Here is a 13656-nt window from a genome sequence, read left to right as displayed (position 1 = left end):
TCCACCTTCGACGACGGCGCATCCACATGCAACGTCGCCGGCAACACCCCCCGCCGCAACGCCTCCACCATCTTGATCACACCAGCCACACCCGCAGCCGCCTGCGCATGCCCGATGTTCGACTTCACCGACCCCAACCACAACGGCCGTTCCGGACCACGTTGCCCATACGTCGCCAGCAACGCCCCCGCCTCGATCGGATCACCCAGCCGCGTCCCCGTCCCGTGCGCCTCCACCACATCCACATCGGCCACATCAAGACCCGCACTCGCCAACGCCTGCCGGATCACCCGCTGCTGCGACGGACCGTTCGGCGCCGTCAACCCATTCGACGCCCCGTCCTGATTCACCGCCGACCCACGCACCACCGCCAGCACCCGCCGGCCATGACGCCGCGCATCCGACAACCGCTCCAACACCAGCACCCCCACCCCCTCGGAGAGGCCGGTGCCGTCGGCCGCCTCCGCGAACGCCTTGCAGCGCCCGTCCGGCGCCAGCCCGCGCTGCCGGGAGAAGTCGACGAAGACCTCGGGCGTCGCCATGACGCTCACTCCCCCGGCGAGCGCCAGCGAGGACTCCCCGGCGCGCAGCGACTGCACGGCCAGGTGCAACGCCACCAGCGACGACGAACACGCCGTGTCCACCGTCACCGCCGGACCCTCCAGCCCCAGGGTGTACGACACCCGCCCCGACGCGACGCTGCCGGAATTGCCGGTGCCCAGGTAACCCTCCAGCCCGTCGGGAACCATGCCGAGATCGGTGGCGTAGTCGTGGTACATCAGCCCCGAGAAGACGCCGACATCGCGGCCGCGCAGCGAGGTGGGATCGAGGCCCGCCCGCTCCAGCGCCTCCCACGACACCTCCAGCAGCAACCGCTGCTGCGGGTCCATCGCCAGCGCCTCCCGCGGCGAGATGCCGAAGAACGCCGCGTCGAAGTCGCCGGCGTCGTGCAGGAACCCGCCATAACGGGTCGTGGAGGTTCCGGGACGGGTGTGGTCGGGGTCGAACAGCGTCTCCAGGTCCCAGCCCCGGTCGCCGGGGAACTCCGAGATCGCCTCCCCGCCGGACTCGACGAGCCGCCACAGTTCCTCGGGCGAGGCGATCCCGCCGGGCAGGCGGCAGGCCATGCCCACGATCGCGATCGGCTCGTCGGACCGGACGCGGGGGCCGGCCGCGTCGCGCACCTCGGTCTCGGCACCGGTCTCGCCGAGCAGCAGCATCCGCAGCCGCCGTCCCACGGCGGCGGGGGTCGGGTGGTCGAAGGCCAGCGTGGCGGGCAGGCTCAGCCCGGACACGGCGGTGAGCCGGTCGCGCAGCGCGACGGCGGTCAGGGAGGTCAGGCCGAGGTCGCGGAAGGCGAGATCGGCGGGCACGCCGTCCCCGGCCGGATCACCGTCCCCTGTCCCGTCACCGGCCCGGCCGGCGTCCGCGGCTGGAGCCAGCAGGCGGGCGACCTCCGCGCGGACGAGGTCGGTCACGAGCCGGTCCCGCTCGACCGGCGTGGGCAGGTCGAGAAGCCGCCTGCGCAGCCCCGCTGACACGCCCTCGTCGGGCGCGGCCGCCCGCGCGGGGGCCTCGATCAGCCCGCGCAGCGGGCCGGGGACGTCCTCCGCGCGTACGGCGGCCGGGTCCAGGCGCAACGCGACGAGAGCGCTGTCCCCCGACACGACGGCGGCGTCGAGCATCGCCATACGCTGCTGCGCGGTCAACCTCCCGACCCCCGACGGCGAGGGGCGGCCGTCGCCCTCGGCCGGGCCGACGGCCAGCGACAGCGCGGGCAGGCCGCGGGCCGCGCGGTGGCGGGCCAGCGCGTCGTGGAAGGCGCCGGCGGCGGCCTCCTCCTCTCGTCCCGGCGCCCCCAGCAGGCCGGTGGCCGGGGACAAGAGCACGAACGCGTCCAGGTCCCCGGTGAGCTCGTGCAGGTTCAGCGCCCCGGCCGCGGACGCCGCCTGCCCGGCGTGGGCGTGGACGACCGCGGCCGGCCGCCATCCGGCCCGGTCCAGCAGGGCGGCGAGGGCGTCCCGGTCGGCGAGGTCGCAGGCGGCGAGCGCGACCTCGGCGCCCCGCCCGGCCAGCTCGGCGCGCAGCTCCTCCGCGCCACGGCCGGCCTCGCCGCTTCCGGCGACGAGCAGCAGCTCGCGCACCCCGTAGCCGCCGGCCAGGTGCCGGGCCACGGCCGCGCCCAGCTCGCCGTCCACCCCGGTGACCAGGACGGTCGTGCCGGGGCCGAACGGGACGGGGGTGCCGCCGTCCGCGGCGACGGCGACGTGGGCCGCGCGCGGCGCGAGCAGCACGCCCGACCGCGCCGCCGCCTGCGGTTCGCCCGCCGCCAGCGCCTGCGGGATGAGCCGGGCCGAGGCGTCGTCGCCGGGCTCCAGGTCGACCAGCGTGAACCGGTCCGGATGCGCCGCCTGGGCGCAGCGCACCACGCCCCACACTGGCGCCTGGGCGAGGTCGGCGGCGGCGTCCGCGCCGTCCACGGCGACCGCGCCACGCGTCACGACGACCAGCCGGACTCCCGAGAGCCGCTCGTCGGCCGCCCACGCCTTGAGCCGTGCGGACAGATCGTGCGGCGTGCCGGCGACCGCGTCCTGGCCGCCTTCGCCGCCGGTCCCCCGGATCGCGGCGGAGGTCACCACCACCTCGGGAAGCGGTTCGCCCGAGGCGACGGCCCGGTGCACGGCGTCCAGGTCGGGAAAGCGGGCCGGCGCGTTCTCCGGGCCGAGTCCGAGGTCGCGGACGTCCGCGCCCGCGACTCCCCAGGCCGTGGGCACCTGCGCGGGCCGCGCCGGGACGGAGGGCACCGGGATCCAGTCGACCCTGAGCAGCGACTCGTAGTGGCCGCCGCCGGAGGCGCGCAACCGGGCGGGACGCTCCAGCAGCAGGTGCCGGGTGATCTTCCCGGACGCCGTGCGCGGGATCGCGTCGATCTCGTACAGCTCCTCCGGGACCTTGAAGTACGCCAGGTGCTCGCGGCAGGCGGCGAACAGCGCCGCGGGGTCCAGGCCGTCCGGCCCCGGCACCAGGAAGGCGACGGGGACCTCGCCGAGGACCTCGTGCGGCCGTCCCACCACCGCGACGTCCGCGACGCCGGGCTGGGCGCGCAGGACCTCCTCCACTTCGCCGGGATGGATGTTCTCGCCGCCCCGGATGATCAGTTCCTTGATCCGCCCGGTGATCGTGAAGTAGCCCGCCGCGTCCCGCCTGGCCAGGTCACCGGTGCGGTACCAGCCGTCGTGGAACGCCGCGGCGGTGGCCTCGGGCTGGTTGTGGTAACCGGCCATCACGCTGGGGCCGCGCACCCAGACCTCGCCCTCCTCGCCCGCCGCGACGTCGATGAGGGTCTCCGGGTCCACGAGCCGTACGCCGAGGCCCGGCACCGGCAGCCCGCACGAGCCCTCGACGCGGGCGCCGGTCGGCCAGTTGATGGTGATCGACCCGCAGGTCTCGGTGCTGCCGTAGGCGTCCAGCAGCGGCGCGTCGAACGCCTCCTCGAACGCGCGGCGCAGCGCGGCCGTGGTGACCGCGCCGCCGACCAGGCACATCCGCAGGTGCGGGGCGCGGAAGCCCTCCTCCCGAGCCGCCCGGACGAGGTGGTGATACATGGTCGGCACGCCCGCGAGGAACGTGGAGGCGTCCTCCCGCAGCGCGTCGAGCACCTCGCCCGCGCTGAAGCCGTCCAGGATCCGCGCGGTCGCGCCGACCGCGGTGACGCTGAGCACGCATGCGATGTGCGACAGGCTGTGGAACAGCGGCAGCGGCCACAGGACGCGGTCGTCGGCCGACAGGCCCGGCACCGGCACGTAGCAGGCGGCGACCGACCACAGGCAGTTGCGCTGCGTGGAGACGACTCCCTTGGGCTTCCCCGTGGTGCCGGAGGTGTAGAGCATCCACGCGGGTTCGTCCAGTCCGAGGTCGTCGCGGGCCGGGGTGGCGGGATCGGTGCCGGCGAGCACGGCGTAGGAGACGGCCCCGGCGGGGAGGGTCTCGGCGGCCCGGTCGCCCCTGCCGTGGCCGGGTGCGCCGGGTCCCGTGCCCTCGCCCGCCTCGTCGGCCTCCCCGGTGACGAGGACGGTCACGTCCTGGCGCCCGCCGAGCACGCGGGCCAGCGGCGCGGCGTGCGCCGGGTCGGTGATCACCACTCGTGCGCCGCTGTCGTCGAGCAGATAGGCCAGCTCCGTCTCGGTGACCCGCGGGTTGACCGGGACGCCGACCGCGCCGGCCCGGACCAGGGCCAGATAGCTCTCCACCATCTCGACCCGGTTGCCCAGCAGGATCGCCGCGCGGTCGCCGGGCTGGAGCCTGCGCTCGGCCAGATGACCCGCCAGGCGCCGGGTGCGCAATTCGAGTTCTGCGTAGGTCACGCTCCGCCGCGCATCCCTGAAGGCGACCTTCCGGGGCGTACGGCGGGCGTGCTCGGTCAGCAATTCAGGTAGTGGCCGAATCAACTCCGTGCGCAGCATTCGACGTGTCCCCCAGAGAGAAATCAGTCACGGACGAGAACCGCCCGAAACAATGGCGAGCCTGCCTGACGAGTCTCATGAAGAATCGGCCGGGAAAATCCCCTAACCGCCCCCCTAAATGCCCTCACTCACCGCCGGCACGTGAGTAAGGGACGGGAGCAGCAGCTCGAGCAGATCCGACGGCCGGTGCAGCACCGCGTCCGGCCGCTCGGCCAGCAGCGGCGCCGCCTCGCTCTCGCCCCACAACGCGGCGACCGCGGCGACGCCCGCTCCGCGCGCGCTGCGCAGATCGGTGACGGCGTCGCCGATCATCACCGCTTCCTCCGGGCGGACGCCGAGCAGACGGAGGGCGCGCTCGACGATGTCGGGCGCCGGCTTGGGCCGCGGCACCTCGTCCGAGCCGATCACGTGGGCGAACCGCCCCGCGAGGCCCAGCTCGCCGAGCAGGGACCGCGCCCGCGGCCCGCTCTTGCCGGTCGCGACGGCGAGCGGGAGACCGTGCCGGTTCAGCTCCTCCAGCAGCGGCTCCACGCCGTCGAAGACGGTGACCTCGCGCGAGAGCCGGTAGCTCTCCCGCACGAACGGCTCCTCGATCTCCGGCGGCAGCCCCATGATCCGCATGATGTCGGGGAAGTAGCGTCCCAGGTGCTTGCTGTACTCCTCGAAGGGGGCGGGACCGTCCCCCATCACCTCGGCGTAGGCGGTCTGGAAGGCCCGGCGCATGACGTCGAAGCTGTCCACGATCACGCCGTCGAGATCGAAGATCACCGCACGCCGTACGGCGCCCGCGAGCTCAGCGGCCATGGCCCACCCCCGCGGCGGCCGGCGTCCGCCGGGCGGACCTGGCCGAGTCGTACAGCCTGCCGATCGCCCCGATCATCCGCCGGGCCCGCGCGATCGCCGCGCCGCGCTGGGCCGGATCGGCCAGCAGGGCGGGCAGTTCGTCGAGCTGCCGGGTGTACTCGACGCCCACCCGCTCGGCCGGCACCGGGATCGGGACGGTGACGCCGTGCCGGGTGCGGGCGAGCACGGAGGCCTTCTCCCGGTTGGTGCTGAACCCGAACGTGCAGCGCAGCGAGGCGGTGCCCTCGCCGCCCTCCAGCGTGATCGTGGTGACGTCGCGGCTGACGTGCGAGGCCCAGCTCGTCCGCAACGCCACCGAGATGCCGCCGTCGGTCACGAGGAAGCCGCGCGCGGTGTCCTCGACGTCGCCCGGGGCGCCGTCCGGGCCACCGGCACCGTCGCCGCGCCAGCGGGCCCGGAGCGCGTCGTTGTCGATGAAGTCGGCCGAGACCGTGCCGACGACCTGCTCGAAGACCGCCGATCCGAGCACCGGCGCGACGGTGTCGAGCAGGTGCCAGCCCAGGTCGACCAGCGCGCCGCCGCCCGCGTGCTCACGGCGGGTGAACCAGCCGCCCGCGCCGGGAACGCCACGCGCGCGGACCCAGGCCAGATCCACGTGCCTGATCGGGCCCAGCTCGCCGGCCAGCGCGAGCAGCGCCCGCACGTCGGCGCGGTGGCGGGCGGCGCTGCCGGCCAGCAGGACCGCGCCGCCCTCGCGTTCCGCCGCCGCGAGCCGGTCGGCCTCCTCCACGCTCAGGCACACCGGCTTCTCGAGGAAGACCGGCACGCCCCGGGCGAGGAGCCGGGCCGCGACGGGGGCGTGCAGGTGGTTGGGGACCGCCACCACCGCCAGGTCCAGCGCGTCAGGATCGAGCTCCTCGACCGAGGCGGACGCCGGCGGCGCGGCGCCCCCGAGGCGCCCCGCCACCGCCGCGCGGGCGGCGGGATCGGGATCGACGACGGCGGTCACCGTGTAGCGCTCATGCCCCTCCAGCCGGGGCAGCCAGATCTCCCGCCCCGCCCAGCCGAGACCGACCAGCGCGACCCGCACGTTCCCGGCTCCGCCGTGCTCGCCGCTTCGCTCGCTCATGTCGCCCCCTCGTCCGACGGCCCGGGGCCGCGTCGTGCCGCGGGCGCGCAGGCCCGCGCCTCGCGGATCGGTTCGCTCCGCGTGCTCATGCCGCCGCCACCGCGTCGGCGACGATCTCGGCGACCTGGTGGATCTGCTCCTCGGTGCCGAGCAGCGTGCGGTGATGCAGCCAGATCCCGTCACCGGTGATCGCCTCGGCGTTGGGGCAGCGGCGCGCCAGCTCCTCCGGGGTGGTGTCGGGTGCGCCCGTCTCCCAGAACCCGTTGGTCCGGTAGATCGCGCGGAACACCACGAAAGCCGGCACGCCCCGCTCGACCAGCCGGTCGACGAGCGCGTCGCGGCGCTCCCCGGCCAGCTCCGGCACCCGGAACATCGCCATGTAGTGCGGCACGCGGTCGGCCCGCTCGTCGCGGCCCTGCGGAACGACGCCGGGAATCTCCGCCAGCAGCCGGGCCAGCAGCGGAGCGCGCCGTTCCCGCGTCTCGATCTGCTCGTCGAGACGGCTCAGCTGGGCGCGCAGCACGGCGGCCGAGAACTCGTTGAGCCGGAAGTTGGAGCCGGAGGTCTGGTGCCGGTAGCTGCGGTCCCCGCGCGGACGGCCGCAGCTGTGCCGCAGGAAGGCCTCCTCGTAGGAGTCGCGGTCGGGGAAGGTGACGGCGCCGCCCTCGCCGGCCGTCATCAGCTTGCCGTTCTGGAAACTGAAGGCGGCGACCGTGCCGAACTCGCCCACCCGGCGGCCGTTCCACCGCGCGCCGTGCGCGTGCGCCGCGTCCTGCACGAGCGGCACGCCGCTGTCGGCCGACAGCTTGGTCAGCGCGTCCATGTCGGCGAAGTGACCGGCCATGTGCACGGGCATGATCGCGCGGGTGCGCGGCCCGATCGCCGCCTCGGTCGCCGCGACGTCCAGGCAGTAGGTCTCCGCGTCGATGTCCACCGGCACCGCCACCGCGCCGAGCCGCTGCGCCGCCTGCGAGGAGGAGATGAAGGTGAAGGCGGGCACCACGACCTCGTCCCCGGGGCCCACGCCCAGCACCTGCAGGGCGAGCTCCAGGGCGTGGGTGCCGTTCGTCACCGCCAGGGCGTGCTCGGCGCCGTGGTACTCGCCGAACTCCCGCTCGAAGGCGTCGACCTCGCCGCCGCCCATGCGCCACCACTGGCCCTGCTCCAGCGCACGCGACAGCGCCTCGCGTTCCCGCTCGTCATACTGCGGCCACGCCGGTAACCCGATATCGCTCATTTTTACTCCCGCTTCCCCGGAATGCTTTCCGGATCGCCCCGGCAAACCGCTCTCAGCGGCGGTTTCAGCGGCACAGTACCCGAGGGACGAGCGCCTTTTGAATCCCCTACACACCCCCCTACATTTCCCTTGCCCGAATGTCGCGCGCACAACTCCTCGCGTAATTAGGGGGGCGGATGTTATAACGGCGATCGTGCGGTTGCTTTTGTTGAACGGACCCAATCTGGGCATTCTCGGGCGGCGTGAGCCGGAGATCTACGGGACGGACACGCTGGCCGACATCGTGGCCGCCGTGGCGGCGGAGGTGGCGGCGCGCGGCTGGGAGGTCGTGCCGGTGCAGCGCGAGTCCGAGGGCGCGCTCGTCGAGGCGGTGCACGCCCACTGGGACACGGCCGGGGCGATCGTGAACCCGGGAGCGCTGATGATCGCGGGGTGGAGCCTGCGCGACGCGCTCGCCGCCTACCCGCGCCCATGGATGGAGGTGCACCTGTCGAACGTGTGGGCCCGCGAGTCGTTCCGCCACCAGTCGGTGCTGGCCCCGATCGCGAACGGCGTGATCGCCGGGCTCGGCTCCCTCGGCTACCGGCTCGCCGCCCGTGCGCTGCTGGAGCTGGCGCCGGCATGACCCGGCTCGGGATCGACGTCGGCGGCACCAAGGTCGCGTTCCGCCTGACCGGTGCGGGGTTACCCCCACGCGAGGCCCGCTTGCGCTGGCCCTCGCCCCCGGACCCGGTCGCGGACCTGGCCGCGCTGACCGGCGAGGTGACACGGCTGCGCGCCGCCTGGGGCCGTCCGATCACCGCCGTCGGGGTCGCGATGCCCGCCGCCCTCGACACCGGCGGGCGGGTGACCACCTGGCCGGGGCGGCCCGCTTGGGCGGGGCTAGACCTGGGCGCGCGGCTGTGCGAGCTGTTCCCCGGCGCCGCGGTGCGCTGGGCCGACGACGGCGACCTGGCGGCACTGGCCGAGGCCGGGCGCGCGCGCTCGCCGAACGTCGTCTACCTCGGGGTCGGCACCGGCGTCGGCGGCGGGGTCGTGCTGGACGGCCGTCCCGTGCCCGGCTGCGAGATCGGCCATCTGATCGTGGACCGGCGGGCGCGGGACGAGCGGTGCGACTGCGGCCGGCGCGGCTGCCTCCAGGCGGCCGCCTCCGGCCCGGCGACCCTGCGCCGGGCCGCCCGGCTCCGCGGGGAGCCCGTCCTGTACGCCGACCTCCGTGAGGGACTGCGCGCCGGGGCGCGGTGGGCGGTGGAGTCGCTGGACGACACCTGGGACGCGCTCGCCGCCGCCGTCACCGGGCTCGGCGAGCTGTTCCATCCGGAGGTCGCCGTGATCGGAGGCGGCTTCGCCGCGGGGCTGCCCGGCTTCACCCGGGCCGTCGCCCGGCGCACCGTGCGGCTCGCCCGCCGGGGCTTCCCCCCGGTCCCCGTACGCCGGGCGCGGCTGGGCGGGCTCTCGTCCCTCCACGGAGCCGTCCTGCTGGCGGAACGGGAGGAGACGGGCGCAGGGCCCCCGGCGCGAGAGTTCCAGGCGAGGAGTGATCATGACTGAGGGAAGCGAAGCAACCGTCGCCGCCGCGCACCGCGTCGAGGTCGCGCTGGGCGAGCGCGCCTATCACGTGCACATCGGGCCCGGGGTGCGTGCCGCGCTCCCGGAGGTCGTCGCCGGGATCGGGGCCAGGCGCGTGGCCGTGGTGTCGGCCAGGCCCCCCGAGTGGACCCCCGACCCCGGGGTGCCGTCCGTGGTGATCCCGGCCCGGGACGGCGAGCACCACAAGACGCTGGGGTGGGTCGAGGAGCTGTGCCGGCGGTTCGCCGACTTCGGCCTGTCCCGCTCGGACGCGGTCGTCTCGGTCGGCGGCGGGACCACCACCGACGCGGCGGGGCTGGCGGCGGCGCTCTACCACCGGGGCGTGCCGGTCGTGCATCTGCCGACCTCGCTGCTGGCGCAGGTGGACGCCAGCGTCGGCGGGAAGACCGCGGTGAACCTGCCGCAGGGCAAGAACCTCGTCGGCGCGTACTGGCAGCCCCGCGCGGTCCTGTGCGACACCGAGTATCTGACGACCCTGCCGCGGCGGGAGTGGACGAACGGCTACGGGGAGATAGCCCGCTGCCATTTCATCGGCGCGGGCGACCTGTACGGCCTGCCGGTGCAGGAGCAGATCGCGGCGAGCGTGGTGCTGAAGGCGTCGATCGTGGCCGACGACGAGCGCGACGCCGGGCCGCGGCACCTGCTCAACTACGGGCACACCCTGGGCCACGCCCTCGAACGCGCCACCGGCTACCGGCTCCGCCACGGGGAGGCGGTGGCGATCGGGACGGTGTTCGCGGGGGTGCTCGCGGGGCGCCTCGGCCGGATCGGTCCCGACCGGGTGGCCGAACACCGCTCGGTCGTCGCCGCCTACGGGCTGCCCACGGCGCTGCCCGCCGGTCCCGGGTCGGATGCCGGCGCGCTCATCGCGCTCATGCGGCTGGACAAGAAGGCCACGGACGGGCTGACGTTCGTGCTGGACGGCCCGCGCGGCGCCGAGCCGGTGCGCGGCGTGCCGGAGCCGGAGGTGGCGGCGGCGCTGGCGGACATGCCCGTCGGCGACGCCGGGACGGGAGGGCGCTGAGATGGGGCGGATCACCGGCACCACCCGGCTGCTGGCGGTGCTGGGCGACCCGATCGAGCAGGTGCGGGCCCCGGAGCTGGTCAATCCGTTGCTGGACAGGCTCGGCCGCGACGCGGTGCTCGTCCCGGTGCACGTACGGCCGGACGACCTGGCCGAGGTCGTCGGCGGGTTGCGGCGGATCGGCAACCTGGACGGGCTGCTGATCACCGTGCCGCACAAGTTCGAGATCTGCCGGCACGCGGACGAGCTGGCGCCGGCGGCGGCCTTCACCGGCAGCGCCAACGCCGTGCGGCGCGAGCCGGACGGGCGCTGGCGCGCGGACAACTTCGACGGCGTCGGCTTCGTCCGCGGGCTGCGCGCCGCCGGTCACGAGCCGCGCGGGCGGCGCTTCGCCCTGGTGGGGGCGGGCGGCGCGGGAATCGCCCTGGCCGCCGCGGTGCTGGAGGCCGGGGCCGCGCGGCTGGCGGTCTGCGACACCGACGGGGAGCGTGTCAAGGCCCTGCTCGCCCGTCTCGGGGAGCGCTGGCCCGGCCGCGTCTCCGGGTCCACCGAGCCCCGGCTGGAGGACGCGGACGTCGCGGTCAACGCCACCCCGCTCGGGCTGCGGCCCGGCGACCCCCTGCCGTTCGACCCGGGCGCGCTTCCCGCGGGCGCGCTGGTGGCCGACATCGTCATGAAGAGCAGGCAGACCCCGCTGTTGCGGGCCGCCGCCGCGCGGGGGCTGGCGGTCCACCACGGGCTGGCCATGCTCGATCACCAGCTGGACTGTTACCGCGACTTCTTCCGGCTCTAGAAGAGCCTCGCGCCCCGTCACGGGCCGGGCTCCCCCGCTCACGCGGCTGAACGTGCCGTCATACCCTTTTCAGTATCCATGTAAAGTTAGTAGGATTAAACGGGAAACCAGCCAAATCGGTAATCCTTACGTGGATAAAAGGGGGCTGCGTGAGATTCAGCCTGCTCGGTCCGCTGGAAGCCGCGGGGGAGAGCGGTCCCGTTCCGCTCGGAGGCATCAACCAACGTGCTGTCCTGGGCTTCCTCCTCCTGCACGCCAACAGCGTCGTGCCCACCAGCGATCTGGTCCGCGCGTTGTGGGGAGGCGACGTACCCGCCACCGCCCGCAAGATGGTGCAGAACGCGGTCGCCGGGCTGCGCCGCGTGCTCGCCGAGGACGATTCGGTCGAACTCCTGACCGCGCAGCCCGGTTACGCGCTGCGCGTGAATCCCGAGCGGATCGACGTCACCCGCTTTCACGCGCTGGTCGACCGGGGCCGGGCGGAGTACCGCAGGGAGGCATGGGAGGCCGCCGCCCGATGGCTGCGGCAGGCGGTCGCGCTGTGGCGCGGCTGCGCGCTGGCCGACGTGGTCGAGAGCGGCGACGCCGACTGGCCCGAGCTCGCGGTGCTCAACGAGACGCGGTTGACCGCGCTGGAGGACTGCCTGGAGGCCGAACTCGCCCTCGGTCTCCATCACGAGCTGATCGGCGAGATGACCGCCTTGGTCAGGGAGGAGCCGACACGCGAGCGGCTCAGCGGCCTGCTGATGCTGGCGCTCTACCGCTGCGGACGCCAGCAGGAGGCACTGGCCGTCTACAAGCACCTCCGCGACGTCCTGCGGGAGTGCTACGGGCTGGACCCCGCGCCCAAGCTGCGGGGCATGGAACAGGCCATCCTCAACCAGAGCCCCTGCCTCGCCCTCCCGCAGATGGTGCCCCAGCGCGCGTTCGACGCGGCGGGGGTCACGATCGGCGCCGACGCGGGCAGCACGACCGATTGGGGGAAGCGACCGGCACGGTGACCGCTTGAGCCGGCCGGCCGCGCGGTGCGAGGCCGGCGTCATGGTCGTCCCGGCAGGGTGCGGTCGTCGCGCGGCAGGGTCGAAGCGATCACCGCCGCCAGCGCGAGCAGCACCGCACCCGCCACGAAGCCGATCCGATAGCCCTGGGTCAGCGCCGCCGCCCGCGCGGCCCCCGCGGCACCGGCCCCCCCGGCGACGGCGGCGGCCAGTGCCGCCAGAGCCGCGAGCCCGAGCGCGCCTCCGACCTGCTGCGCGGTGCCGACCACTCCCGAGCGGACCCCGGAGTCCGCGTCGGAGGCGCCGGTCATGGCGAGCGCGGTGGCGGCCGGCAGCACCAGCCCCGCGGAGACGCCCAGCACCAGCATCGAGGGCAGGACGTCGGCCGCGTAACCGCCCGGCACGGGCAGGCGGGACAGCCAGGCGAACGACAGGACGCCCGCGCCCAGTCCCGCCACCAGCACCCGCCGCACTCCGAAACGGACGATCAGCCGCTCCGCGACCACGAGTGAGGTCACCCCGATCACCGCGGACGCGACGAGGTAGGCCATCCCGGTCTCCATCGAGCTCATTCCCAGCACCTGCTGCAGATACAGCGTGACCAGATACTGGAACCCGAACATCGCGCCCACGAACAGCGCCTGCACCAGGTTCCCGCCCAGCAGCGCGCGGGACCGGAAGATCGACAGCTTCAGCAGCGGCGCCGCGGTCCGCGCCTGACGCGCGGCGAACGCCGCGAGCAATACCAGCCCGGCCGCGGCCAGGACGGCCGGGATCACGACGCCGGAGCCACCGGGGCCGATCGCGCCGATCGCGAAGACCAGCAGCATCAGCCCGGAGGTGACGAAACCCGCGCCCGGGAGATCGGCGCCGCCGCCCCAGCCGGTTCCGTGGTCGCAGGCCAGGATGCGGCGGCCGGACACCAGCAGCAGCACGCCGATCGGCAGGTTGATCAGGAACATCCACTGCCAGCCGAGCAGCTGGGTGAGCACCCCGCCGCCGAGTGCGCCGACCGAGCCCCCGCCGGCCGCGACGAACGCGATCACGCTGATGGCGCGGACGCGGTCGCGGCCCTCGGGAAACAGCACGACGACCATTCCGGTGATCAGCGACCCGGCCATCGCGCACCCCAGGCCCTGCACGAAACGCGCCACCACGAGCAGCGTCGCGTCGCCCGCCACGCCGCACAACGCCGATCCCGCGGTGAACACGGCGATGCCCGAAAGGAAGACCCGCCTCCGGCCGAGCAGGTCGCCGAGCCGTCCGCACAGCAGCAGGAGACCGCCGTAGGCGACGAGGTAACCGTTCACCACCCACGACAGCCGCGCGCCGGTGAGGCCGAGGTCCTCGCTGATCCGGGGCAGCGCCACCGCGACCCCGGTGCCGTCGACGATCAGCATCAGCTGCCCGGTGGCCAGCACCGCGAGGGCCGTCCAGCGGGACCGCCCGGTCCTCACCTCAGTCCCTGCCACCACCATCCGACCCCTTTCTCCGCACCAGATTCTCCCGATCGGCGCGGCTTCTCGATAGAAGGAACATTCGTGTAACCACGGGAAGGAAATGTGCCTTCTTCCCGCGTGCGGGCGCACTGGTGCAGGATCCTGAACAGGCAGAAAGA

The 13656-nt window shown here is 74.4% G+C and carries 10 protein-coding genes; 5 read left to right on the top strand and 5 right to left on the bottom strand.

The annotated features are described in order from the left end of the window. The 4 genes from QSK36_RS42200 to QSK36_RS42185 form a co-directional block, all read right to left on the bottom strand. The coding region (locus tag QSK36_RS42200) for a beta-ketoacyl synthase N-terminal-like domain-containing protein (protein WP_285786322.1) at positions 1 to 4364 on the bottom strand (4364 nt) is incomplete at its 3' end. Between the two features lie 213 nt (positions 4365 to 4577). Further along, positions 4578 to 5267, bottom strand: coding sequence for an HAD-IA family hydrolase (locus QSK36_RS42195; RefSeq protein ID WP_183541643.1), 690 nt, complete (start codon positions 5265 to 5267; stop codon positions 4578 to 4580). After that, complete coding sequence (locus QSK36_RS42190) at positions 5257 to 6396, bottom strand: Gfo/Idh/MocA family protein (protein ID WP_285786321.1); 1140 nt, start codon at positions 6394 to 6396, stop codon at positions 5257 to 5259. The genes QSK36_RS42195 and QSK36_RS42190 overlap by 11 nt, the downstream gene beginning before the upstream one ends. A gap of 85 nt (positions 6397 to 6481) precedes the next feature. Beyond that, positions 6482 to 7633: a DegT/DnrJ/EryC1/StrS family aminotransferase gene (locus QSK36_RS42185; RefSeq protein WP_183541639.1), complete on the bottom strand. Its 1152-nt coding sequence runs from the start codon at positions 7631 to 7633 to the stop codon at positions 6482 to 6484. A gap of 208 nt (positions 7634 to 7841) precedes the next feature. Here QSK36_RS42185 and QSK36_RS42180 point away from each other — a divergent pair, with 208 nt between their 5' ends. From QSK36_RS42180 to QSK36_RS42160, 5 genes are all read left to right on the top strand, one after another. Further along, a complete protein-coding gene (locus tag QSK36_RS42180) occupies positions 7842 to 8258 on the top strand; it encodes a type II 3-dehydroquinate dehydratase (protein WP_285786320.1) in 417 nt (138 codons plus the stop codon). Then, positions 8255 to 9184: an ROK family protein gene (locus tag QSK36_RS42175; RefSeq protein WP_285786319.1), complete on the top strand. Its 930-nt coding sequence runs from the start codon at positions 8255 to 8257 to the stop codon at positions 9182 to 9184. Before QSK36_RS42180 ends, QSK36_RS42175 begins: the two co-directional genes overlap by 4 nt. After that, positions 9177 to 10247: a 3-dehydroquinate synthase family protein gene (locus QSK36_RS42170; RefSeq protein ID WP_183541635.1), complete on the top strand. Its 1071-nt coding sequence runs from the start codon at positions 9177 to 9179 to the stop codon at positions 10245 to 10247. The genes QSK36_RS42175 and QSK36_RS42170 overlap by 8 nt, the downstream gene beginning before the upstream one ends. A gap of 1 nt (position 10248) precedes the next feature. Next, positions 10249 to 11040 (top strand): shikimate dehydrogenase family protein, encoded by a 792-nt coding sequence (locus tag QSK36_RS42165; RefSeq protein ID WP_183541633.1) that lies wholly within the window; start codon positions 10249 to 10251, stop codon positions 11038 to 11040. Positions 11041 to 11189: 149 nt separating this feature from the next. Next, complete coding sequence (locus QSK36_RS42160; RefSeq protein WP_183541631.1) at positions 11190 to 12041, top strand: AfsR/SARP family transcriptional regulator; 852 nt, start codon at positions 11190 to 11192, stop codon at positions 12039 to 12041. Positions 12042 to 12079: 38 nt separating this feature from the next. Here the strand turns inward: QSK36_RS42160 and QSK36_RS42155 are convergent, their stop codons facing one another. Then, a complete protein-coding gene (locus QSK36_RS42155; RefSeq protein ID WP_285786318.1) occupies positions 12080 to 13495 on the bottom strand; it encodes an MFS transporter in 1416 nt (471 codons plus the stop codon). Positions 13496 to 13656: the final 161 nt, after the last annotated feature.

It is taken from the genome of Microbispora sp. NBRC 16548, assembly GCF_030268985.1.
Taxonomy (GTDB): domain Bacteria; phylum Actinomycetota; class Actinomycetes; order Streptosporangiales; family Streptosporangiaceae; genus Microbispora; species Microbispora catharanthi.
Note: the sequence above shows the minus strand (reverse complement) of the source record. Positions and strands in the feature narration are given on the sequence as shown.

Excerpts from the sequence above, each read along its gene's own strand:
- QSK36_RS42195 (WP_183541643.1), bottom strand. The coding sequence starts at position 5,267 with ATGGCCGCTGAGCTCGCGGGCGCCGTACGGCGTGCGGTGATCTTCGAT.
- QSK36_RS42190 (WP_285786321.1), bottom strand. The coding sequence starts at position 6,396 with ATGAGCGAGCGAAGCGGCGAGCACGGCGGAGCCGGGAACGTGCGGGTC.
- QSK36_RS42185 (WP_183541639.1), bottom strand. The coding sequence starts at position 7,633 with ATGAGCGATATCGGGTTACCGGCGTGGCCGCAGTATGACGAGCGGGAA.
- QSK36_RS42175 (WP_285786319.1), top strand. The coding sequence starts at position 8,255 with ATGACCCGGCTCGGGATCGACGTCGGCGGCACCAAGGTCGCGTTCCGC.
- QSK36_RS42170 (WP_183541635.1), top strand. The coding sequence starts at position 9,177 with ATGACTGAGGGAAGCGAAGCAACCGTCGCCGCCGCGCACCGCGTCGAG.
- QSK36_RS42165 (WP_183541633.1), top strand. The coding sequence starts at position 10,249 with ATGGGGCGGATCACCGGCACCACCCGGCTGCTGGCGGTGCTGGGCGAC.